Below are 22,282 nucleotides of genomic sequence, written 5' to 3'. Positions count from 1 at the left end.
CTCAATATCGTCGAATTCGCCGACACCGACGAGCAAGAGCATCAGGCCAAGGTGGCTGAATTGCGCCGCCGCATCGATGCGCTGCTGGCGCGCGGGGAAGCGGGCATCATTGGCTATCAGCTGTGCAATCACCTGCCGAGTATCGAAACCATCTACGGCATGCGCAAAAAGTCGGTGGGGCTGCTTGGCAACGCCGAAGGGCGCAAGAAGCCGGTGGCCTTCACCGAAGATACCGCCGTGCCGCCAGAGTCCCTGGCTGACTTCATCATGGAGTTTCGTGCCCTGCTCGACGGACACGGCCTCGACTACGGCATGTTCGGCCACGTCGATGCGGGGGTATTGCACGTGCGTCCCGCGCTGGACCTGTGCGATCCCGAGCAGGAGGTACTGCTGCGGCGCATCTCGGATCAGGTGGTGGCGCTCACCGCCAAATATGGCGGCTTGATGTGGGGGGAGCACGGCAAGGGGTTTCGCTCCGAATACAGCCCCGCCTTCTTCGGTGAGCTGTGGGAGGAACTGCAACGGGTGAAAGGCGCTTTTGACCCAGGTAACCGCCTCAATCCCGGCAAAATCTGCATGCCCTATGGCAGTGGTGCCGAGCTGGTGTCGGTCGATGGTCCCAAGCGCGGCAAGTTCGACCGCCAGATCCCCATTGCGGTGCGGGAAAGTTACACCCGCGCCATGGATTGCAATGGCAACGGCCTCTGCTTCACCTTCGAGACCGACTCCCCCATGTGCCCCTCGGTCAAGATCAGCCGCGACCGCCGCCACTCGCCGAAAGGTCGGGCAGGACTGATGCGCGAATGGTTGCGTCAACTCGCCGAGCAGGGCTTCGATCCGCTGGCAGAGGAGGTGGCGCTGCAAAGCCGTGGCTTAGCGATAAAGGGGATAGTCGACAAGTTTCGCAATACGGTGGCCCGCAGTCGTGGCCAGTATGACTTCTCCCACGAGGTGATGGAGGCGATGGAGGGGTGCCTGGCCTGCAAGGCATGCACCAGCCAGTGCCCCATCAAGGTGGATGTGCCAAGTTTTCGGGCTCGTTTCATCCAGCTCTATCACGCCCGCTACCTGCGTGGTCCCAAGGATTACTTCGTCGGCACCGTTGAAAGCTATACCCCCTGGCTTGCCAAGATGCCCAAATTGGTCAACTTCTTCTTGGAAAAGGAGTGGGCTCAGCGCCTGAGCGCCAAGAGTATCGGTATGGTGGATGTGCCGCTACTGAGTATTCCGACCCTGAACGAGGAGCTGCGCGATCATCGTGCCCGCTATTTCGACCTTGCCGGGCTGGAAGCCATGAGCGCCGAGCAGCGAGCCAAGGTGGTGCTGCTGGTGCAAGATCCCTTTACCAGCTATTACGATGCCCCCGTGGTACGAGACCTGGTCCGACTGATGACCAAACTCGGTTATCAGCCCTATCTGTTGCCTTTCCAGCCCAACGGCAAGCCTCAGCATGTGAAAGGCTTTTTACGCGCCTTCGCCCGCACCGCAGCCAACAGTGCGCAATTTCTTAACCGTCTGGCCCGCCTCGATGTGCCGTTGGTGGGGGTCGACCCCTCCCTGGTGCTCTGTTATCGCGATGAATATGTGAAAGCGCTGGGTTCAGCCCGCGGCGACTTCCAGGTACTGCTGCCCCAGGAGTGGTTGCTCTCCATTCCGGCGCCGTCGCCCAAGATTGCCGATGAGGCGACGGAGGCGGAACCCTGGTATCTGTTTGCCCACTGCACCGAGAAGACGGCCAAACCGTCGACTCATGGTGACTGGGGCACTTTGTTTGGCCGTTTCGGCGCTCGTTTGCAGCCTGTGTCGGTGGGCTGTTGCGGCATGGCGGGCACTTATGGTCACGACGCCAAACAGGTGGACAATTCCAAGGGGATCTATGCCCTGAGCTGGGCCGAGCCGCTTTCCCGTCTGCCCAAGGCGCGCTGTCTGGCCACCGGCTATTCGTGCCGCAGCCAGGTCAAACGGATGGAGGGGGAGAAGCTCAAGCATCCGCTGCAGGCCCTGCTGGAACTGCTCTGATGCTGACGCTTCCCAAGCGGTTTCGGGTGCCGCAAGCCTTTCGGCACCCGAGTTTTCTGTTGCTGCCGGTCAACCCGACCCAGGCTGTGGTGGAGTTTGTGGCCATGTTGCGCGAGCGGGAACAGTTGCATCAGCTGTTTCGCCCCGAGGATGTCTGGCCTTCCGCCCAGTTCAGCCTGAGCCAGCATGAGGAGGATCTGGCCTGGCAACGATCCGAGTTTCTGGCCAAGCGATCTTTTGCTTATGGCCTCTGGAGCCCGGATCGGGAGCCGCAATTTTGGGGCGGGGTCTATCTCTATCCCTCGGTTCTGCCGGAGGTGGCGGTGGAGCTCTTCTTCTGGAAGGTGGCCGATGCCCCGCTTGGCGATGCCGAGCTTGAAACCGAGTTGCGGGTCTGGCTCGGCAAGGTCTGGCACTGGCCCGAACCCTGCTTGCCGGGGCGGGAAGTGCCCTGGGCCGAGTGGCCCGGCATCAGCTATCCCTGGTAAACCGGATGCCGACCTGCTCAGGCAGGCGGCATCTGCCAGCTTGTTCCCCATGATGTTCACCCCATTTCAGGAGATCTGCAGTTCATGAGCGACGATAGACAGGCTATCTGGCAACAACCTCTGAGCTTGGCGCAGCTAAACGCGACATCGGCCAACACTCTGATGGCCCATCTCGGTATCAGCTACTCCGACTTTGGGCCCGATTGGCTCGAGGCGACCATGCCAGTGGACGCGCGCACCCATCAGCCTTTTGGCATGTTGCACGGCGGTGCCTCTGTGGTCTTGGCGGAGAGTCTGGGATCGGTGGCGGCCAATATGTCGGTTGGCAGCGACAGTTATTGCGTCGGCCTTGAGATTAACGCCAATCATCTGCGTGCCAAGCGGGAAGGGGTGGTGACAGGGCGCTGTTCTCCCCTGCACCTGGGGGCAACGACTCAGGTGTGGCAGATAGAGATTCGGGATGAAAGGGCGCGTTTGCTTTGTATTAGTCGTTTGACCGTTGCCGTGCTCAAACACAAGCGGGACAAGGGCTAGCGAGCATTGCGATCTGCTATCACGCACCATGGCTGAAAAATAAGCAAGCCATAGTCGCAAGATCCCTCTATAATTGCCAACGTCTTGAGAGGCTTATCACATTTTTCAAGACAGCAGAACAAAGTGGCGCTATAATCGCCGCCTTTTGCTATTCCGCGGTGTTTAGCCGCCTGCCTTAATCTGGAAGAATCTATGTCTGATACCGAACAACTGCCCCTTTTTAGTGAGCTTGGACTGGCCGCGCCCGTATTGAAAGCGCTGCAGGACGTGGGCTATGAGCGCCCGTCACCAATCCAGGCCGCAGCAATTCCCCACCTGATGGCGGGACACGATCTGCTGGGGCAGGCGCAAACCGGTACAGGGAAGACCGCTGCTTTTGCCTTGCCTCTGTTGTCTCGTCTGGAAGCTGGTAACCGCAACACCCAGGTTTTGGTGTTGGCTCCGACCCGTGAACTGGCGCTGCAGGTTGCAGAAGCTTGCCAACGTTATGCCAAGCACATGCCGGACTTCCACGTCCTGCCCATCTACGGCGGCTCCTCTTACGAAACCCAGACCCGCGCCCTGCGTCGTGGTGCCCAGGTTGTCGTGGGTACCCCTGGCCGTGTGATGGATCTTATCCGTCGCAAGAACCTGGACCTCTCCGGTCTGAGAGCTCTGGTACTGGACGAAGCCGATGAAATGCTGCGTATGGGCTTCATCGACGACGTGGACTGGATCATGGATCAGTGCCCGAGCACTCGTCAGGTCGCGCTGTTCTCTGCCACCATGCCGGACCAGATCCGTCGTGTTGCCCAGAAACACCTGAAGCAGCCCAAAGAGATCAAGATCATCACCAAGACGTCCACTGCACCGACCATCCGCCAGCGCTACTGGCAGGTAACAGGTCTGCACAAGCTGGACGCCATGACCCGTTTGCTGGAAGTCGAGCCCTACGAAGCCGTACTGGTGTTTGTTCGTACCAAGAACGCCGCCGAAGAGCTGGCTGGTAAACTGGCCGCTCGCGGTCACGCCTGTGAAGCCCTGCACGGTGATATTCCGCAGAAGTTGCGTGAGCGTACCGTCGACAAGCTGCGTCAGGGCCAGTTGGACATCCTGATCGCCACCGACGTGGTCGCTCGTGGTCTGGACGTTGAGCGTATCACCCACGTGGTGAACTACGACATCCCTTACGACACCGAATCCTACGTACACCGTATCGGCCGTACCGGTCGTGCCGGTCGCAAGGGTGAGGCCATCCTGTTTGTTGCTCCCCGTGAGCGCCGCATGTTGCGCGCCATCGAGCACGCCACTCGTCAGGCCATCGAGCCGATGAAGATGCCGAGCACCGAAGACATCAACCAGCACCGCATGACCAAGTTCAAGGAGCGCATCCGGGAAACCATGATGGGCGAAGAGCTGGAGCTCTACCTGAACCTGGTGAACGAGCTGATCGAAGAAGATTCTGCCGATCCGCTGGAGCTGGCTGCCGCACTGGCCAAACTGGTACAAGGCGACCAGCCGTTGTTGCTGGATGACTCCATCCCTGAGCCGCAGTTCAATGCGGGCAGCGGTCGTGACTTCGAACGTCGTGACGGTGGCCGTGACTTCGGCAGCCGTGATGCGGGTGACCGTGGTGATCGTCCTGCTCGTCGCATGCCGTCCCTCGAGCCGCGTCCGCTCAAAGACAACCCGGATGTGGAGATGGAGCGCTACCGTGTAGACGTGGGTGCTCATCACGGCGTCAAGCCGGGCCAGATCGTTGGCGCCATCGCCAACGAAGCGAACATCGAGAGCCGCTTCATCGGTAACATCGACATCGCCGATGACTTCTCCACCGTCGACTTGCCCAAGGGCATGACTGCCGACGTACTGGAAGTGATCAAGAAGGCCCGTGTCTGCCAACGTCCTCTGCAGATCACTCGCTATACCGAAGTGCCTGCCGGTACCAACACCGCGCCTCGCCCTCCGCGTAGCGATCGTCCTTTCAACAAGGATCGCCGCCCCAGCGGTGACCGCCCGTTCAACAAGGGTGGGGAGCGCCGTGAAGGTGGCTTCAATAAAGATCGTAAATTCGCTGGTAAGCGTCGCGACAGCTAAGCGCTAACACCATGCCAAGAGGCCGCTCATCGAGCGGCCTTTTTTATGCTTGCTAATTGTAGTCACAACGATGATGCGCTCACCCCGTAGTCGGGCAATTTCCTTTGGCTCCACCTTGGTTCAAGGTGACAGGCAAGCGGGATCCTGCATCGAGAGGCTACCGAATTTGCCACTGCCATACCGGTGACCATGGCTCTTTCTGTTTTAGGTTCATGGCCAGCACATGGGTGGCTAAAGCACTGTTGCCCCAGTGGTTGGGATGGGCATCAGCCTCTATGGGCTCGGTAGATGCAGATAACGCTGTTCAGCGTCGTTTATCGGGCAGGATGCGGCCATGACGCTATCACGGCCAATGAGACTGCACTCAATCAACCTAGCCATTGGAGTTTTGCGGGCTTGGGAAGGCTTGCGACATGGTTCTCTCTGCTTGAGGGGCGGTGGGGTTATCTTGCTGGATTCGGGAGGCGGAAATCGCCCATCTATATATGGCATCTAGCCTGAGAGCCGAGGGGGCAGGATCAAGACCCTGTATGGCGGGCATATTGTTAAGGGGCATCCAGGTCTCCCCGATGCTCTTGTTTTACGGGGTAACGACCAGGGAGATAACCCCTCGATAAGTTCGTGAAGCAGACTGCGCTGGCAATTCAGTGGAGGTTGGATGGGGGCGAGGGAGCCTCCGGCTATGAGTTGATGATCCGGGGGTCTGGTGCAGCATGGGGGCAACTGAGTCAGCCATGGTGACGCCATATGGGTTGAAGCTCGCGTCATTTATCCGTAGCCTGTGTGGTTCTGGCTTGAAAAAAGGGTGGCTTGCCTATGGCAGCAACGCGGTTGCAAGGGGTGATTTCTCCCCTGATAAGTTTAGTGATCTTCATTCTGGGTCATGGCTTGATGAGCACACTGCTGACGATGCGGCTCTCGGCCGAGCAGGTAGATGCTCAGGCCATAGGCCTGGTTTCTGGCGCCTACTTTGCCGGTCTGGTACTCGGATCCTTTGCCAATGCCCGTCTCATCATCAGAGTGGGCCATATCCGTGCCTACGCCGCCTATGCCTCTCTCATCTGCACATTGACCATACTGCATGGTCTCATTGTCGATCCCTGGGTCTGGGCCGGGCTCAGGCTGCTGGGGGGCTTTGCCACAGGCGGCCTGTTTGTGGTGCTCGAATCCTGGATGCTGGTCTCCAGCACCCCGGCCAATAGGGGCAAGCTGATGTCCCTCTACATGATATTGCTCTACGGTGCCTTGGCCGCCGGTCAGCTGCTGCTCAAGGTAGTAGACCCCATGATGCTGGTGCCATTTGCCCTGTGCGCCATGGCCGCCTCTCTCTCAGTGATCCCGCTAGCTCTCTCCAGGGTTGCCATGCCCGCCATGATACAACCCCAGAAGGTGGGCTTTCTCGAGTTGTTCCGCCTCACGCCGGCAGGCATGTGGAGCAGCATGACCTCGGGCCTCATTTTGGGGGCCATCTATGGTCTGCTGCCGCTGTTTTTCACCGACAGTGGCTACCCCATCGAGCGGGTAGCCAACATGATGGCCGTGGTGATCCTGGGGGGGATGTGCCTGCAATACCCAATCGGGCGCATATCGGACCGTTTCGATCGGCGCCTCATCATTGGCGTCCTGGCCGCCCTGCTCTCCGTCATTGCCTTGCTAATGGCGGCATTGCCCGCGCCCCAACCTCAGTGGCTGATGACCGGACTCATCTTCCTGTTTGGCGGCCTGGCGTTCTCGATTTACCCCCTGAGCCTCAGCCATGCCTGTGATGAGCTCAAGCCGGATCAGGTACTCAGTGCCAACCAGGGGTTGTTGCTCTCCTATAGCCTGGGCGCCATGATAGGACCGGTGCTCGCGCCAACCGCCATCCACCTGTTTGGTCCCCAGGGCCTGTTTGCCTACTTCTGCCTGTGCGGCGTGTTGCTGACGCTGTTTCTGGTATGGCGTCAACGGGTTAGAGCGCCAGTCCCCCTGGCCGAACACCAGCAGTTTATGCCGGTGCCTCCCAATACGCCCATGAGTGCTGAGCTTGAACCCAGACCCGATGTGGAGCTGGCAGAGCCCCAGGGGCAGACGAGTTAGCCGGGTACTGACCGGGAGTCAGGATCCGGGCTGAGCAGGACAAAATAGCGTAAAGGACCTTGATGCCATGGTGAGATCCAGAGCGCAAGAGAGGCCAGCAGATCACCGAGGAGTTCATATGCAGACCGAGCTGGTGGCCATGAGCCAGGCTTATTATGAGAGTTATGTGGCGCAATCTTGGCGTGACTATGCCGAGGAGAATGTGGCGACCGGTCGTTGGCCACTGGCCGGGGCAGTCGCGCGAGCCCAGGCCGAATATGACGCCCTGCTGCCTCAAGGGTTGGATACCGCCGATCATCGACTGTTTGAGATCCGTGATGGGGAAGGGCAGACAGTGGGTGGGCTCTGGTTTGCGCTGCGAGGATCCGATGAGGGGCGCAGCGGTTTCGTGTTTGACATCACCATCTTGCCCCATGCCCGGCGTCTGGGCCATGGGCAGCGGGCCTTCGAGTTGCTCGAGCCCCTGGCCCGCGACTTGGGGCTTGCCAGCATAGGATTGAACGTGTTTGCCAACAATCCGGCGGCCTTGGCCCTTTATCGCAGGTTGGGCTATGAGGTGACCAATATCGCCATGAGCAAGCGGCTCATGCCACGGGAGTGACTGGGTGGCCCGAAGCGATGCCCGAAACGGGAATAAAAAAACCGGTGCCTTGGCACCGGTTTGCGATCGGGTTGGTCGAGGTTAGGCCAGGGCGGGTTCAGCTTGTTGAACCTGAGCAGGCTCAGGGGTGCGGATCAGGTGATCAAATGCCGCCAATGCTGCGGTGGCACCCGCGCCCATGGAGATGATGATCTGCTTGAACGGCACCGTAGTGGCATCGCCAGCGGCATAAACACCGGGCAGGGAAGTGGCGCCTCTCGCATCGATTTCTATCTCGCCAAAGCGGGTCAGGGCAATCTCGCTCCCCTTGAGGAACTCGGTGTTCGGTACCAGACCTATCTGGACGAAGATGCCCGCCACCGCCAGGTGCTTGATTTCCCCGGTGGTGCGATCTTCATAATCCATCCCCACCACCTTGCTGCCATCGCCTATCACTTCGGTGGTGCGGGCGCTCATGATGATGTCGATGTTGCCCATGGAGCGGGCCTTCTTCTGCAATACGTCGTCGGCACGCAGGGTATCGGCGAACTCCACCACAGTGACGTGCTCGACGATGCCAGCCAGGTCGATGGCGGCTTCGATACCTGAGTTACCACCACCGATCACCGCCACGCGCTTGCCCTTGAAGAAGGGGCCGTCGCAGTGCGGGCAGTAGGCCACGCCCTTGGTGCGGTATTTGACCTCACCCGGTACGTTCAGATCGCGCCAGCGGGCACCGGTCGCCAGGATCACGGCGCGGCTCTTCAAGGTGGCACCAGAGGCCAGCTCCACATTGACATAACCATCCTTGCTGATGGCGGCGGCACGCTGTTCGGTGATCACTTCCACCCCGTACTGCTTGACGTGCTGCTCCAGGCTGGCGGCCAGCTTGGGACCTTCGGTGTAGGTCACGGAGATGAAGTTCTCGATGCCGACGGTGTCCATCACCTGGCCACCGAAACGCTCGGCGACGATGGCGGTACGGATCCCTTTGCGGGCGGCATAGATGGCAGCGGCTGCCCCCGCCGGCCCCCCCCCACGACCAGGACGTCGTAGGGCGCTTTCTCGCTCAGCTCGGCGGCCTTGCGTTCTGCGGCGCCGGTATCGAGCTTGGCAACGATCTCCTCCAGGGTTATGCGGCCCTGACTGAACGGCTGACCATTCATATAGACGTTTGGCACGGCCATGATCTGACGCTCATTCACTTCATCCTGGAACAGGGCACCGTCGATCATGGTGTGGGTGATGCCGGGGTTCAGGGTCGCCATCAGGTTCAGCGCCTGCACCACGTCCGGGCAGTTATGGCAGGACAGAGAGATATAAGTCTCAAAGTGGAACTCGCCCTTCAGGTTCTTGACCTGCTCCAGCACGGCCGGATCGGCCTTGGAGGGGTGGCCGCCGCTTTGCAGCAGGGCGAGCACCAGGGAGGTAAATTCATGACCCATGGGGATGCCGGCAAAATGAACACGCGGGGCCTGGCCCTGGGGCGCGATGCTCATGGAAGGCTTGCGGGTATTACTGCTATCAGTCATGGAAATTTTGGGGGACATGTCGCTGATTTCGCGGGCCAGGGCCAGCAGCTCTGCGGACTTGTCGCTGTCATTGCCGGACACGCTGATCTCGATAGGATTGACGATGTACTGCAAGTAACCGTTGAGCTGCTGTTTGAGGTTGGTATCTAACATGGTCGAATTCCTTCTTGTTATTGCGGGTCGGCGCATTACTGGATTCAGAAAGCACTGGGCCAGAAAGCAGACCGGCCCTTGAATGGGCCGGTCTTGGAGGAGGGAGGCTTAGATTTTGCCTACCAGATCCAGGGACGGCGCCAGAGTGGCATCACCCTCTTTCCACTTGGCCGGGCACACTTCACCCGGGTGGGAGGCAACGTACTGGGCAGCTTTGACTTTGCGCAGCAGTTCCAGAGCGTCACGACCAATGCCACCAGCGTTGATTTCAACGATCTGGATGATGCCCTGCGGGTCGATGACGAAGGTGCCACGGTCAGCCAGGCCAGCTTCTTCAATCATCACGCCGAAGTTGCGGGTGATGGCACCAGTCGGGTCACCAATCATCGGATACTGGATCTTCTGGATGGTGTCGGAAGTGTCATGCCACGCTTTGTGAGTGAAGTGGGTGTCAGTGGAGACAGAGTAGATCTCGACGCCCAGCTTCTGGAATTCGGCGTAGTTGTCAGCCAGGTCACCCAGCTCGGTCGGGCAAACGAAGGTGAAGTCAGCCGGGTAGAAGAACACCACGGACCACTTGCCTTTCAAGTCAGCGTCGGAGACCTGAACGAATTTGCCATTGTGGTAGGCGGTAGCGTTGAACGGCTTGATCTCGGTATTGATATAGGTAGACATCTATTTGCTCCTGTGTGTCCCTGGGGCAACGATTTGCGACCCTGGGTTAGTTGACTGGGATGATGATAGGGCCATTTCCCAATCGGTTAAAGCGGCAATTATGAATCGGACAAATCTGTTTTTTAGATTAACCATCTTGCCTGTACCCAGGATGAATATACCGATCAATTTAGAATAAACATATGTTTTCTAAAGATAAGGGAGATGTTAAATCCAGCTTTACCCCATGTTGGAGGGGAAGTGTGAGGCGAAGGTGGTGTAGCGCCGGGAATCGGCGCTGGAGGGGCAGTGATGGGCGGCTTGATCCGGAAAGGTCGCCCCAGCAAGGGAGATCTGCGCAGGCCCTGGGTCTTTGGTTTCCTGGGGGGTATCTGCGCGAAAATGACAGATAAAAAAATCCCGGCGCCAGGGCCGGGGTATCAAAACAAAGGAATGGCAATAAAAATAAAGACTCACTACGGGGTGTGCAAACTTGCAGAGAATGAGAAGACGCTAGGGTGGTTGCACGCGCCACAGGCATCTTCTCGGCAAACATTGCATGGGGGAATAATAGTGTGATCAATATCACATTGCAATGGCTTTATGTTCTTTTAAAGTCAAAATTGGTCATTAAAAAAGATTAATGGCGAAAATACCGCCTAAATAAACTTGTTTTTGTAATTTAATTACCAAATGTAGATCTGTTCACTACAGCATTAGTCAGTGATGGGTGAGGGGTCACTGTCTTCCATCAGCTCCAGCAAGTTGATCGCCACCGTGATCATATCCGACTCGGTGACTATGCCGACCAGCTGTCCCTTGTCTTGTACCGGCAGGCAGCCATAGCGATGCCGTTGCAGATACAGGGCGGCTTCTTTGATACCGGCATGGGGGCTGACGGTGGCGACTTTGCGGGTCATGATCTCCTCGAGACGCACGCTGTCGGTAAATTCGGCCTCCCGTTCAGGGTCAATTAGCAATAGCTTGGATTCGCGCGTTGCCAGTATGTCGGTGAGCGTAACCAGGCCGAGTAGCTGCCGCTGTTCATCGACGATGGGAATATGGCGGATCCGCTCCTGCTGCATCAGGTCCATCGCCTGCTTGACGCTGTTGTCCGGCCCCAGGGTGAAGGGCTGCTCTGTCATTATCTCGCTCAGGGTCATCATGCGAACCTCCTTGGGACCAACCTTGTGTGGCTCACTTCACCCTAGCCCAGTGGCGAGGGGCAAAACATGATCGGAGTCAAGGGGGAAGGCAATAGCCAAATTAACTGATCCTGGTTCACAAAGCGGGTCTGTACCCCTTGTATCCCTTGTGTTTTTGGCCTTTTCGGTTGCCATGCCTGTGGGGGATAACTAGACTAGCCGCCGATCCTATTGCCAAGCCAAGTAGTCACGATGCAAGTATCCGATTTTTCCTTTGAGTTGCCCGATGAGCTGATCGCCCGCTATCCCATGAGCGAACGTACTGCCAGCCGTCTGCTTCAACTTGATGGCGACAGCGGCGCCCTGCGCCACGGCCAATTTGTCGACGTACTCGACCTGCTCAATCCCGGCGATCTGCTGGTGTTCAATAACACCCGGGTCATTCCTGCTCGCATGTTTGGCCAGAAGGCCAGCGGCGGCAAGCTGGAGGTGCTGGTAGAGCGTATTCTGGATGAGAAGAGCGTATTGGCCCATGTGCGCGCCTCCAAGGCGCCCAAGCCAGGCACCCGCCTCATACTCGATGGGGGTGTTGAAGCCGAGATGCGCGCCCGTCATGACGCCCTGTTCGAGATCCACTTCCTGGATCCCCGCCCCGTGCTCGACATCCTCGACGCCATCGGCCATATGCCGCTGCCGCCTTATATCGACAGGCCCGATGAGGATGCCGACAAGGAGCGCTACCAGACCGTTTACAACCAGAAGCCGGGTGCCGTGGCGGCGCCGACCGCGGGTCTGCACTTTGACGAGCCGCTGCTCGAGCGGATCAGGGCCAAAGGGGTGGAGACCGCCTTTGTCACTCTGCATGTGGGGGCGGGAACCTTCCAGCCGGTGCGGGTGGACAAGATTGAAGATCACCACATGCACTCGGAGTATGCCGAGGTGCCACAAGAGGTGGTCGACGCCATCGCGGCGACCCGTGCCCGTGGCGGCCGAGTCATTGCCGTGGGTACCACTTCGGTACGTTCGCTGGAGAGCGCCGCCAAGGCGACCCTGGCCCAGGGTCAGCCGCTGGCGCCCTTCTTCAGCGACACCGACATCTTTATCTTCCCCGGCTACCAGTTCCAGGTGGTCGATGCCATGGTCACCAACTTCCATCTGCCCGAGTCGACCCTGATCATGCTGGTCAGTGCCTTCGCCGGGTATGATAACGTGATGGCGGCCTATCAGGCGGCCGTGGCCGAGCAGTACCGTTTCTTTAGCTACGGGGACGCCATGTTCGTCACCCGTCGCCGGGCGAAGGTATAAACCTCGCCCTTCAGAAGCCGTTCAGGGACTGTTTGGCAGGATCTTGGCCGGCTTCTTGTTGTATCGGGCCCATCGGGTCCCCTGCTGTCAGACTGTTTCTCTGACTGAATCGAGGTAGCAATGAAATTTGAACTGAAAACCACCGACGGCCGGGCCCGTCGCGGCCAGCTGGTGTTTGAACGTGGCGTGGTCCAGACCCCGGCCTTCATGCCGGTCGGCACCTACGGCACCGTCAAGGGGATGACCCCGGAAGAAGTACGCGAGACCGGCGCCGAGATCCTGCTGGGCAACACTTTCCACCTCTGGCTGCGGCCGGGCCAGGCGGTGATGCGCGCCCACGGTGATCTGCACGATTTCATGAACTGGCAGGGTCCCATCCTGACCGATTCCGGTGGTTTCCAGGTATTCAGCCTGGGGCACATTCGCAAGATCACCGAGGCGGGTGTGCACTTCCGTCACCCCATCAATGGCGAGAAGATCTTCCTCGACCCCGAGAAATCCATGGAGATCCAGTACGATCTGGGCTCCGACATCGTCATGATCTTCGACGAGTGCACCCCCTATCCGGCCACTTACGAAGAAGCGCGCAAGTCCATGGAGATGTCCCTGCGCTGGGGCAAGCGCTCCCGCGACAAGTTTGATGCCCTGGGCAACAAAAATGCCCTGTTCGGTATCATCCAGGGCTCCGTGTATGAAGAGTTGCGGGACGTGTCCCTCAACGGCCTGCTGGAGATCGGCTTCGATGGTTATGCGGTCGGCGGTCTGGCGGTGGGCGAGCCCAAGGAAGACATGCACAGGATCCTCGAGCATGTCTGCCCGAAAATTCCGGCCGACAAGCCACGCTACCTGATGGGCGTGGGCAAGCCGGAAGATCTGGTGGAAGGGGTACGCCGTGGCGTCGACATGTTCGACTGCGTGATGCCGACCCGCAACGCCCGCAACGGTCATCTGTTTACCACCGACGGCGTGGTCAAGATCCGCAATGCCAAGTATCGCGAGGATACCAGTACCCTGGATGCCGATTGTGATTGCTACACCTGCAAGAATTACACTCGCAGCTATTTGTACCATCTGGACAAGTGCAACGAGATATTGGGTGCCCGTTTGAATACTATTCACAACCTGCGTTATTACCAGCGAGTGATGCAGGGTTTGCGGGACGCGATCGAGCAGGGTAAATTAGACGACTTTGTGACTGAGTTTTATCGTCGGCAAGGGAAGGCCGTGCCTCCATTAGCTGAAGAAAACGTGCAATAACAACAACGTAGCAGCGCGTTGTGTCTTAAATCCATATCAATAAGAGGTTGTTAAATGAGCATTATCTCCAAGGCCTATGCAGACGTCGGTGCCGGTCCCCAGGGTGGCGGCATGGAAATGATCATCATGCTGGCCGTGTTTGGCCTGATCTTCTACTTCATGATCTATCGTCCGCAAGCCAAGCGCGTGAAGGAACATAAAAATCTGATGAGCTCACTGGCCAAGGGTGACGAAGTGCTCACCTCCGGCGGCCTGGTCGGTAAAATCGCCAAAGTCTCCACCGAGAACGACTATCTGGTACTGGCCCTGAACGATCAGACCCAGGTCACCATCAAGCGTGATTTCGTCACCGCCGTTCTGCCCAAAGGTTCTATCCAGTCCCTTTAATCTCCCAAGGAGCACAGCGTGTTAAACCGCTATCCGCTGTGGAAATACCTGATGGTGATCATCGTGATCGCCATCGGTTTTCTATATGCAGCCCCCAACCTGTACGGTGAGGATCCGGCTCTGCAAGTCTCCGCCAGTCGCGGTGCCGAGGTTCAGCTCAAGACGCTGGACCAGGTTAAAGCGATCCTGGATGAGGCCGCTATTCCGGTCAAACATGCCGCCTTCGAACACGACCAGATCCTGGTGCGTTTTACCAATACCGAAGATCAACTCAAGGCCCGTGATCTGGTTGCATCCAAGCTGGGTGACAATTTTGTCACCGCGCTGAACCTGGCACCCTCTACCCCGGCCTGGCTCGAGGCGATCGGCGCCAACCCCCTTAAGCTGGGTCTCGACTTGCGCGGTGGTGTGCATTTCCTGATGGAAGTGGACATGGCCGAGGCGCTGGTCAAGCAGCAAGATCAGATGGTGCAAGATTTTCGCACCGAGCTGCGTACTCAGAAGATCCGTTATTCTGGTGTGCGCCGGGCAGGCGATCGGGTTGAAATCCTGTTCCGTGATGAAGCGGATCAAGAGAAGGCCATCGCCCATCTGCGTCGCCTGAATGCGGATCTGACCTTTAACAGCGAGCAGAAGGGTAATGATTTCCTGATCCTGGCCTCCCTGAGCGAAGCCAAGATCAAGGAAGTGAAGAAGTACGCCCTCGAGCAGAACATCACCATCATCCGCAACCGGGTCAACGAGCTGGGCGTCGCCGAGCCGCTGGTGCAGCAACAGGGTGCAGAGCGCATCGTGGTTGAGCTGCCTGGTATTCAGGACACGGCCCGCGCCAAGGAGATCCTGGGCGCAACGGCGACCCTGGAATTCCACATGGTGGATGAGACTGCCGATCCTCAAGCTGCCGCCGATGGCCGGGTACCGCCGAGCTCCAAGGTGTATACCGATCGCAATGGCCGCCCTGTGGTGCTGCAAAAACGCATCATTCTGACCGGTGATCATATTGTCGGTGCCCAGTCCGGTTTCGACGAGTACAGCCGTCCCCAGGTCAACATCAAGCTTGATGGCCAGGGTGGCAACAAGATGGCCAACTTTACCAAGGACAACGTTGGTAAAGGCATGGCCACCGTATTCATCGAGTACAAGCCGGTCGGTGAGCCGGGTCCCGATGGCAAGCGTAAGTTCCGCAAGCAGGAAGAGGTGATCAACGTCGCGACTATCCAGTCACGACTGGGTAGCCAGTTCCGCATTACCGGAATAGACAATGCCAACGAAGCCCACAACCTGGCGCTCTTGCTGCGTGCCGGTGCCTTGATTGCGCCCATCCAGATTGTGGAAGAGCGCACCATAGGCCCGAGCCTGGGGCAGCAGAACATCGACTCCGGTCTGCAGGCCATGGGTTATGGCATGCTCGCCATCGTTATCTTCATGGCGCTCTACTATCGCAAGTTTGGCCTGGTGGCCAACCTGGCACTAGTGGTCAACGTGGTGCTGATCATCGGGCTGATGTCCATGATCCCCGGTGCCACCATGACGCTGCCGGGGATTGCCGGCATAGTGTTGACCATGGGCATGGCGGTGGATGCGAACGTGCTGATCTTCGAGCGTATTCGTGAAGAGCTCCGAGCCGGTCGCGGTGTGCAACAGGCCATCAATCTGGGTTATGAGAAGGCGTTTGGCACCATTGCCGACTCCAACATCACCACCCTGATCACCTGCATCATACTGTTTGCGGTCGGTACCGGCGCCATCAAGGGCTTCGCCCTGACCCTGGCCATCGGTATCCTGGCCTCGATGTTTACCGCCATCACGGGAACTCGTGCCATCGTGAACCTGGCCTGGGGCGGCAAGCGTCTCGATAAGCTGCCGATCTGAGGAAAGAGCCATGCATGAGTTATTGAAAACCGACAAAGCCATACCCTTCATGCGCTTTGCCAAACCGGCCTCTGCCCTCTCCATTCTCTTCGTGGTGCTGGCCTTTGCCAGCCTGTTCACCAAGGGCTTGAACTGGGGACTGGACTTTACCGGCGGCACCATCATCGAAGTGGCCTTCGAGCAGACCATTGAGCTGCCCAAGGTGCGCAATGTGCTGGAAAGCAAGGGGATAGAGGGCGCGACCGTGCAGAACTTCGGTTCCAGCCGCGACGTGCTCATCCGTCTGGCGCCGGAAGAGGGGCTGCAAGCCCAGCAGCAGGGTGACAAGGTGCTGACTGCGGTCAAGACCTTGGGCGATGCCCAGATCAAGCGCGTCGAGTTTGTCGGCCCCGCGGTCGGGCAAGAGCTGGCGGAACAGGGCGGCCTCGCCATCCTGGCAGCGCTGCTCTGTATCCTGGCCTACATCAGCTTCCGGTTCGAATGGCGACTGTCGGCCGGTGCCGTACTGGCGCTGGCTCACGACGTCATCGTTACTCTGGGTTTCTTCTCCTTCTTCCAGTGGGAGTTTGACCTGACGGTACTGGCGGCGGTGATGACGGTGGTCGGCTACTCCCTGAACGACACCATAGTGGTGTTTGACCGGGTGCGGGAGAACTTCCGCAAGCTGCGCCGTGGCGATACTGCCGAGATCCTGGATGTTTCCATGACCGAAACCCTGAGCCGTACCCTGATAACCTCAGGTACGACGCTGGTGGTGGTGGTGGCGCTGTTCCTCAAGGGGGGCACGCTTATTCATGGTTTCGCGACGGCACTGCTGATAGGTATCGGTTTCGGTACCTACTCCTCGGTCTATGTGGCGAGCGCCTTTGCCATGTTCATTGGCATCAAGCGTGAGCACATGATGCCGACGCAAGTCGATAAAGAAGGGGCAGATCAACCCGATATCATGCCCTGATTTCTGGTCGACAGCCTTAACGAAAGAGGGCGCCTTCGGGCGCTCTCTTGTTTTTGGAGTGCCAGGTGTTGGTGGGGCAGGGAGGGGGGAGTGACAAATGCGCCCATCCCCCGTATGGTCATGGTTTGTCATCTTCCAGGTTGGCTATCATGCCCGCCGTTGTTCGCCATTCCTGACAGCAAGGAGCCTTTATGCAACACAGTCCCCGTTTCCTCGCTTTGGTCGAGGCCGTCCGTGGCCAGATCGCCGAGACCGATGTGCACCAGATAAAACGCTGGCAGGATGAGGGGCGTACCTTTCACCTGATTGATGTCCGCGAGGAGAGCGAGTGGACCCAGGGTCATCTGCCGGGTGCCAGTTACCTCGGCAAGGGCATCATAGAGCGCGATATCGAGGCCCGTTATCCGAGCCCTGACACTGAACTCTTCCTCTATTGCGGCGGTGGCTTTCGCTCCATACTGGCGGCCGATGCCCTGCAGAAGATGGGATATCGCCATGTGGTCAGCGTCGATGGAGGCTTTCGGGGCTGGTCCGAGGCTGGATACCCTGTCGAATCCTGATTTATTTGTCGGGAAGCGGATCAGCCACATGACAAAGCCTTGCTTCCTCTTTACCATATGCCAGGTCAAGGGTCTGCGTCGGAGTGTTCATTGAGCGTCAGTAAAGGGATGGGATACCTGCTCGGTGTCCTGGTGTTGCTGCCCCTGTGGGGATGCAGCAGTAGTAGTCAGGTAGAGCCCCCTAAAGTTACCCAACCGCAGCCCACTTCGCTGGTGCTGGCGACGCCGTTACAGGTTTCCTATCAGAGCGAACTGGCACTGGCCCGTCTGGGACAGATGCTGGGTGAGATGGAACTGACCCCTGAGCAACGTGCCGAGCTGTTCTACGAGCGTGCCGTGGTGTTCGATCGGGTGGGACTGCGCTCCCTGGCCCGGCTCGACTTCAACCGCGCTTTGCGCGAAAAGCCGGACTTTGCCGAGGCCTACAACTTCATCGGTGTCTATCTGGTTCAACAGCAGAACTATGACGAGGCCTATGAGGCGTTCGACTCGGCGCTGGAGCTGGCGCCGGATTATGACTATGCCTACCTTAATCGTGGCATCGCCCTCTATTACGGCAACAGACCATCACTGTCTATTTCGGACATGAAGCGTTTCTATGAGGCCCAGCCCGAAGATCCCTACCGGGCACTCTGGTTTTATCTGGCCGAGCGCAAGCTCGACGAGTCGACAGCCATGAGTCACCTGCGGGATCACTTGAACAAGCATGGTGATGATGCCTGGAACTGGGATCTGGTGCGCCTTTATACCGGTCAGATCAATGCGACCCAACTGATGGGCAGCGTGGTGAAAGGAGTCAAGGACAACCGTGAGTTGGCCGAGCGCCTGTGCGAGACCTACTTCTACCTTGGCAAGTTCGAGCTGTTCAAGGGGAACCGCAAAGAGGCGATCAGCTACTTCAAGCTGGCGCTGGCCAACAACGTCTATGACTTCATCGAGCACAGATATGCGTTACTGGAGCTGGAGCTGATGGCGAGAAAGTCGCCGCCGCCGGGCAGTCAGACCCAGAGCGAGCAAAGCGGCAAACCCGCTGCACTCTGAGTTGTGCTGTTAACATAAAGGCCTCATTGCGAGGCCTTTATTGCTTTTATCGAATGGGGTCGCTCTCGGCTTGACGGCTCATTGAACCAGGCTGATGCCCGGGATCTGGCGCCAGTAGCCGTTGCATTCGCGATCTCCGAAGAGGGGCAGGGGGGCCAGACCTTGCTGGTTTGCCCTAAACTGGGCCAAGGTATCCAGGGTATCCATGCCTTGTGGCGAAAGACGTACCACATCCACCAGACCCGCCATACCGGCAAGCTCGTTGCCCAGGTTGTAGCAGTAGCCGGACTGGGTCTGGATCCCATTGAGGTTGAACAGCGGTTGTCCCTCCCGACTCAAAGCCTGACGCCCGGTCGGGTAGTGGATGCAGGCCAGCTCACAACTATCCTTGGGTTTGTCTAGGGAGCGCGCGGTGAAGCAGCGGGCCGAATAGGCCAGCGGCAGATAACCATGACCGAACACTTCCACCTCGAACTGTTGACGCTCTTTTCCCAAATCCTGCGCGAGGGCGACTAGCCAGTCGCGGGAGAGTTCCACCGGCATGACCCAGCGTTTCATGCCATGCCTTAGCAGCATGCGCAGTACCTCGGCGTTGTAGGCATTGATGGCGGGGCCGCAGACGAAAGGCACGCCCGCCTCCCGGGCGAGCTGTACCGCACCCAGATCGTTGGCCTCTATCATCAGTTCGCCATTGTCGACCAGCCGCTTGACCTCTTTCAGCTCGGAAGGGGCAGAGATGAGTGCCAGTGTGGAGAGCACCGCCTGTTTGCCGCTCGCCGCGACCAGCCTGGCGAGTTCTATCCACTCATCCACCTTGAACTCGCGGCGTTTGCTGCACACCGTCTCTCCCAGATAGATAATGTCGGCATCGCTGGCCATGGCGGCCTGATAAAAAGCCTGAGTGTCGGTTTTGGGCCAGTAGAAGAGCAGGGGCCCGAGAGAAAATTGCATCATATGAGTTCCTTGTTGCCACAGCGACAGAGCCAGAAAGAGAGTTGCATCATAGGAAGGCCTTACTGCCACTGGCGATGATAGGCACCCAGGGTCGTTTGACTTCCCTCGGAGACACGGGCGAGCTGGGCATCCCACTCGGGCTTGACGTTGTAGTGCTCGGGATCGCTCAGGTAGCTGTCGATGGCCGCGCGCCACACCCGGGTTACTTGCTCGACGTAGGCCGGGCTGCGCTGACGCCCCTCAATCTTGACTGACTGGATCCCGGCACCAAACAGCTCGGGTAGCAGGCCCAGGGTGTTGAGGCTAGTGGGCTCTTCCAGGGCATGGTAGGTCTGGCCATCCACCTCGAAGCGCCCCTTGCACAGGGTGGGGTAGCCCGCGTTTTCTCCGGGTCCGTAGCGATCGATCAGCACCTCGTTGAGGCGAGATTCGAGGCCGGCTGGGGTCTCCTCCCAACGAACGAATTTGGCCGGTGAGCAGGCACCGACCGTGTTGGGGCTCTCCCCGGTCAGGTAGGAGGAGAGATAGCAACGCCCCTCCGCCATGATGCAGAGGCTGCCAAAGGCAAAGACCTCCAGGCCGACATCGGTCTCGCGCGACAGCTGCCTGACCTGATGCATGGAGAGTACCCGGGGCAGCACTATGCGGGCTGCGTTGAACTCTTGCTGATAGAAACGGATGGCGGCGGCATTGGTGGCACTGGCCTGTACCGAAACATGCAGCTCCATCTCGGGGTAGCGGCGACTGGCATAATCGAGCACGGCCAGATCGGCGATGATGAGGGCGTCGGCGCCGAGCGCCACTCCTTTGTCAACTGCCTGCTGCCACCTGGCATCCTGGTTTGGATGAGCAAAGGTGTTGATGGCGATATGCAGTTTTCGGCCATGCTGATGGACATAGTCGACCGCTTTTTCCAGTTTGCCACCATCAAAATTGAGGCCGGCGAAGTGGCGGGCATTGGTGTCATCCTTGAAGCCGATATAGACGGCATCGGCGCCATTGTCCACGGCGCTTTTTAGGGCCGGCAGGTTCCCGGCCGGGCAGAGTAATTCCATCGGTTGTGCTCCGATAACGCAAAAGTGTCCCGATTGTATGCAGGGTCGCCGTCACGCTTTTTGACCTGAGGCAGTTTTCGGTGGCTTTACCCATAGAGGGTTAACCGCGCACAAGTTTGATTTTCAACAGGATCCATCTCTTCGGCCTGTGTTTGAATGCCCGAAAACCTCATGAGGAGAGAACCGTGTTTCAACAACTGCAGCACCGTCTGGTCGAACGGGCCCCCCAACTGCTGCGCCGCCCTTTGGGATTGGTGCCCTTTACCCTGCAACGCAGGCTGATGGAGCCCTTGCTGGCTCGGGTGTTTCGAGAGGCCATCGCTGACGGGGATCTCGACTTCCTGACGGGCAAGTGGTTGAAGGTCGAGGTGACGGATCTGGCACTGCGCTGGTTCATCAGCTTGCGGGAAGGGCACCTGGTATTGGCCGAAGGAGCGCCTCGCGTGGATGTCTGCTTCAGCGGTGGCAGCAAGGATCTGATCCTCATTGCGGCGCGCAGGGAAGACCCGGATACGCTCTTCTTCCAGCGTCGCCTCAAAATTGAAGGGGATACTGAACTCGGCCTCGAGCTCAAGAACCTGATCGACAGCCTGGATTTGGCCTCCTTGCCTGCCTTGCTCAAGTACCCCTTGCTGGATCTGGCCTACTTTATCGAGCGGGAAGGGGCGGCATCAGAGCAAGCGGTGGCGACGGCGCAAGGTGCTGCGCTTTAGTTGTAACACCAGCCCCGGGGTGTGATGACGATGCCGGTGCCTTGCCCAGAGACAACGCAGGGCCTAGCCAGCAATCAGCAGCGCCAGCCAACCCCTTGCTCGAGCTGGCCCAAGGCAATGGCCAAGCCGAGCAGGAGAAAAAGGCTGCGCCTCATAGAGCCACTCGGGGCTAATCCAGCGGTGCAGCGGATAAACGACCAGGTCGGTGCGCCTGTAGCTGGAACGCATCATCCAGAGCAGGGCGCCGCAGCCAAACAACAGCGCGCCAGCCCCCCATATCAAGGGGCGATGACCGAGCAGCAGCAACAAGCTGCCCCCGCCCAAGTAAACACTTGGCAAGCTTTCATATAATCTGCGTGGCAACATGCCGACATACCTCGACGTGATCTTCCTATCTTGTTAGTCCCGACTCCCTTGGGGATTAGTTCCCTCTTATCTGTGAAATGGATGCCATTTACGATGCCAAAAGGGGCATTGGCTATGTTACAATTGCGCGCCATTTTTCACGAAAGATTGACCGGGCATGTTGGATAAGATTCGTATCGTCTTGGTAAACACCTCTCACACCGGCAACATGGGGTCGGCCGCTCGCGCCATGAAGACCATGGGCCTGAGCAATATGATACTGGTTGATCCCCCAGGAGCTGCCCGATAGCCATGCCAACGCCCTGGCGGCTGGCGCCAGCGATATACTGGCCAATGCCCGGGTCGTTGCGACCCTGGATGAGGCGATCGCCGATTGCGCCTTGGTGATTGGCACCAGCGCCCGCTCCCGTACCCTGAGCTGGCCCATGCTGGATCCGCGCGAAGCGGGGAGCGAAACTGGTTAGCGAGGCGAGCCAGTATCCGGTCGCGTTGGTATTTGGCCGTGAGCGCACAGGCCTCACCAATGACGAGCTGCAGAAGTGCCACTTCCATGTGGC

Annotated in this window: 19 protein-coding genes and 2 pseudogenes; 15 read left to right on the top strand and 6 right to left on the bottom strand. The window is 58.6% G+C overall.

Going from position 1 to position 22,282, the window contains the following annotated elements; genetic code table 11:
- The 6 genes from G113_RS09730 to G113_RS09705 form a co-directional block, all read left to right on the top strand.
- Nucleotides 1–2,019 (top strand): FAD-linked oxidase C-terminal domain-containing protein (locus G113_RS09730; protein WP_005900014.1); only part of this gene is annotated, 2,019 nt, incomplete at its 5' end.
- Nucleotides 2,019–2,507, top strand: a complete 489-nt coding sequence (locus G113_RS09725; protein ID WP_005900012.1) for a hypothetical protein — start codon at nucleotides 2,019–2,021, stop codon at nucleotides 2,505–2,507. The genes G113_RS09730 and G113_RS09725, both read left to right, overlap by 1 nt.
- Before the next feature lie 84 nt (nucleotides 2,508–2,591).
- Complete coding sequence (locus G113_RS09720) at nucleotides 2,592–3,041, top strand: hotdog fold thioesterase (protein ID WP_005900010.1); 450 nt, start codon at nucleotides 2,592–2,594, stop codon at nucleotides 3,039–3,041.
- A gap of 192 nt (nucleotides 3,042–3,233) precedes the next feature.
- Entirely contained in the window at nucleotides 3,234–5,117 is a 1,884-nt protein-coding gene (locus G113_RS09715) for a DEAD/DEAH box helicase (protein ID WP_005900008.1), read from the top strand.
- A gap of 816 nt (nucleotides 5,118–5,933) precedes the next feature.
- Nucleotides 5,934–7,196 carry an MFS transporter gene (locus tag G113_RS09710; protein WP_005900006.1) on the top strand — a complete coding sequence of 421 codons (1,263 nt, stop codon included), beginning with the start codon at nucleotides 5,934–5,936 and terminating at the stop codon, nucleotides 7,194–7,196.
- Between the two features lie 118 nt (nucleotides 7,197–7,314).
- Nucleotides 7,315–7,797, top strand: a complete 483-nt coding sequence (locus tag G113_RS09705) for a GNAT family N-acetyltransferase (protein WP_005900004.1) — start codon at nucleotides 7,315–7,317, stop codon at nucleotides 7,795–7,797.
- Nucleotides 7,798–7,878: 81 nt separating this feature from the next.
- Here G113_RS09705 and ahpF read toward each other — a convergent pair.
- The 3 genes and pseudogenes from ahpF to G113_RS09685 form a co-directional block, all read right to left on the bottom strand.
- Nucleotides 7,879–9,461: pseudogene (gene ahpF / locus G113_RS09700) on the bottom strand (alkyl hydroperoxide reductase subunit F).
- 108 nt (nucleotides 9,462–9,569) lie between these two features.
- Nucleotides 9,570–10,136 carry an alkyl hydroperoxide reductase subunit C gene (gene ahpC / locus G113_RS09695; RefSeq protein ID WP_005900002.1) on the bottom strand — a complete coding sequence of 189 codons (567 nt, stop codon included), beginning with the start codon at nucleotides 10,134–10,136 and terminating at the stop codon, nucleotides 9,570–9,572.
- Between the two features lie 695 nt (nucleotides 10,137–10,831).
- Entirely contained in the window at nucleotides 10,832–11,281 is a 450-nt protein-coding gene (locus G113_RS09685) for a CBS domain-containing protein (protein WP_005899998.1), read from the bottom strand.
- Between the two features lie 231 nt (nucleotides 11,282–11,512).
- Between G113_RS09685 and queA the strand changes: the two genes are divergently transcribed.
- The 7 genes from queA (at nucleotide 11,513) to nlpI (ending at nucleotide 18,637) form a co-directional block, all read left to right on the top strand.
- Nucleotides 11,513–12,565, top strand: coding sequence for a tRNA preQ1(34) S-adenosylmethionine ribosyltransferase-isomerase QueA (queA, locus tag G113_RS09680; protein ID WP_005899996.1), 1,053 nt, complete (start codon nucleotides 11,513–11,515; stop codon nucleotides 12,563–12,565).
- Nucleotides 12,566–12,685: 120 nt separating this feature from the next.
- Nucleotides 12,686–13,822, top strand: a complete 1,137-nt coding sequence (gene tgt / locus G113_RS09675; RefSeq protein WP_005899995.1) for a tRNA guanosine(34) transglycosylase Tgt — start codon at nucleotides 12,686–12,688, stop codon at nucleotides 13,820–13,822.
- A 54-nt stretch (nucleotides 13,823–13,876) separates the two neighbouring features.
- Complete coding sequence (gene yajC / locus G113_RS09670) at nucleotides 13,877–14,209, top strand: preprotein translocase subunit YajC (protein WP_005899993.1); 333 nt, start codon at nucleotides 13,877–13,879, stop codon at nucleotides 14,207–14,209.
- An 18-nt stretch (nucleotides 14,210–14,227) separates the two neighbouring features.
- The gene (secD, locus tag G113_RS09665) at nucleotides 14,228–16,081 is read left to right on the top strand and encodes a protein translocase subunit SecD (RefSeq protein WP_005899991.1); all 1,854 of its coding nucleotides are present in this window, start codon (nucleotides 14,228–14,230) and stop codon (nucleotides 16,079–16,081) included.
- Nucleotides 16,082–16,091: 10 nt separating this feature from the next.
- A complete protein-coding gene (gene secF, locus G113_RS09660) occupies nucleotides 16,092–17,036 on the top strand; it encodes a protein translocase subunit SecF (RefSeq protein ID WP_005899990.1) in 945 nt (314 codons plus the stop codon).
- A 191-nt stretch (nucleotides 17,037–17,227) separates the two neighbouring features.
- Entirely contained in the window at nucleotides 17,228–17,596 is a 369-nt protein-coding gene (locus tag G113_RS09655) for a rhodanese-like domain-containing protein (RefSeq protein ID WP_005899987.1), read from the top strand.
- Between the two features lie 90 nt (nucleotides 17,597–17,686).
- Nucleotides 17,687–18,637 (top strand): lipoprotein NlpI, encoded by a 951-nt coding sequence (gene nlpI / locus G113_RS09650; RefSeq protein ID WP_330216944.1) that lies wholly within the window; start codon nucleotides 17,687–17,689, stop codon nucleotides 18,635–18,637.
- A 78-nt stretch (nucleotides 18,638–18,715) separates the two neighbouring features.
- Here nlpI and G113_RS09645 read toward each other — a convergent pair whose 3' ends face one another.
- Together G113_RS09645 and ubiU are read right to left on the bottom strand one after the other, a co-directional pair.
- Nucleotides 18,716–19,588 (bottom strand): U32 family peptidase, encoded by an 873-nt coding sequence (locus tag G113_RS09645; RefSeq protein ID WP_005899983.1) that lies wholly within the window; start codon nucleotides 19,586–19,588, stop codon nucleotides 18,716–18,718.
- Between the two features lie 62 nt (nucleotides 19,589–19,650).
- Complete coding sequence (gene ubiU / locus G113_RS09640) at nucleotides 19,651–20,646, bottom strand: ubiquinone anaerobic biosynthesis protein UbiU (protein WP_005899981.1); 996 nt, start codon at nucleotides 20,644–20,646, stop codon at nucleotides 19,651–19,653.
- A gap of 185 nt (nucleotides 20,647–20,831) precedes the next feature.
- Here ubiU and ubiT point away from each other — a divergent pair, with 185 nt between their 5' ends.
- On the top strand, nucleotides 20,832–21,359 hold the full coding sequence (ubiT, locus tag G113_RS09635; RefSeq protein ID WP_005899978.1) for a ubiquinone anaerobic biosynthesis accessory factor UbiT: 528 nt from the start codon (nucleotides 20,832–20,834) through the stop codon (nucleotides 21,357–21,359).
- A 63-nt stretch (nucleotides 21,360–21,422) separates the two neighbouring features.
- Here ubiT and G113_RS21750 read toward each other — a convergent pair whose 3' ends face one another.
- Entirely contained in the window at nucleotides 21,423–21,668 is a 246-nt protein-coding gene (locus tag G113_RS21750; protein WP_236611742.1) for a hypothetical protein, read from the bottom strand.
- 214 nt (nucleotides 21,669–21,882) lie between these two features.
- Between G113_RS21750 and G113_RS09625 the strand changes: the two are divergent.
- Nucleotides 21,883–22,282, top strand: a pseudogene (locus G113_RS09625) (TrmJ/YjtD family RNA methyltransferase); the annotation flags it as partial.

This window comes from Aeromonas molluscorum 848, assembly GCF_000388115.1.
Taxonomy (GTDB): domain Bacteria; phylum Pseudomonadota; class Gammaproteobacteria; order Enterobacterales; family Aeromonadaceae; genus Aeromonas; species Aeromonas molluscorum.
Note: the sequence above shows the minus strand (reverse complement) of the source record. Positions and strands in the feature narration are given on the sequence as shown.

Coding starts and splice junctions, on each gene's coding strand:
- G113_RS09725 (WP_005900012.1), top strand. CDS start 2,019: ATGCTGACGCTTCCCAAGCGGTTTCGGGTGCCGCAAGCCTTTCGGCAC.
- G113_RS09720 (WP_005900010.1), top strand. CDS start 2,592: ATGAGCGACGATAGACAGGCTATCTGGCAACAACCTCTGAGCTTGGCG.
- G113_RS09715 (WP_005900008.1), top strand. CDS start 3,234: ATGTCTGATACCGAACAACTGCCCCTTTTTAGTGAGCTTGGACTGGCC.
- G113_RS09710 (WP_005900006.1), top strand. CDS start 5,934: ATGGCAGCAACGCGGTTGCAAGGGGTGATTTCTCCCCTGATAAGTTTA.
- G113_RS09705 (WP_005900004.1), top strand. CDS start 7,315: ATGCAGACCGAGCTGGTGGCCATGAGCCAGGCTTATTATGAGAGTTAT.
- ahpC (WP_005900002.1), bottom strand. CDS start 10,136: ATGTCTACCTATATCAATACCGAGATCAAGCCGTTCAACGCTACCGCC.
- G113_RS09685 (WP_005899998.1), bottom strand. CDS start 11,281: ATGATGACCCTGAGCGAGATAATGACAGAGCAGCCCTTCACCCTGGGG.
- queA (WP_005899996.1), top strand. CDS start 11,513: ATGCAAGTATCCGATTTTTCCTTTGAGTTGCCCGATGAGCTGATCGCC.
- tgt (WP_005899995.1), top strand. CDS start 12,686: ATGAAATTTGAACTGAAAACCACCGACGGCCGGGCCCGTCGCGGCCAG.
- yajC (WP_005899993.1), top strand. CDS start 13,877: ATGAGCATTATCTCCAAGGCCTATGCAGACGTCGGTGCCGGTCCCCAG.
- secF (WP_005899990.1), top strand. CDS start 16,092: ATGCATGAGTTATTGAAAACCGACAAAGCCATACCCTTCATGCGCTTT.
- G113_RS09655 (WP_005899987.1), top strand. CDS start 17,228: ATGCAACACAGTCCCCGTTTCCTCGCTTTGGTCGAGGCCGTCCGTGGC.
- G113_RS09645 (WP_005899983.1), bottom strand. CDS start 19,588: ATGCAATTTTCTCTCGGGCCCCTGCTCTTCTACTGGCCCAAAACCGAC.
- ubiU (WP_005899981.1), bottom strand. CDS start 20,646: ATGGAATTACTCTGCCCGGCCGGGAACCTGCCGGCCCTAAAAAGCGCC.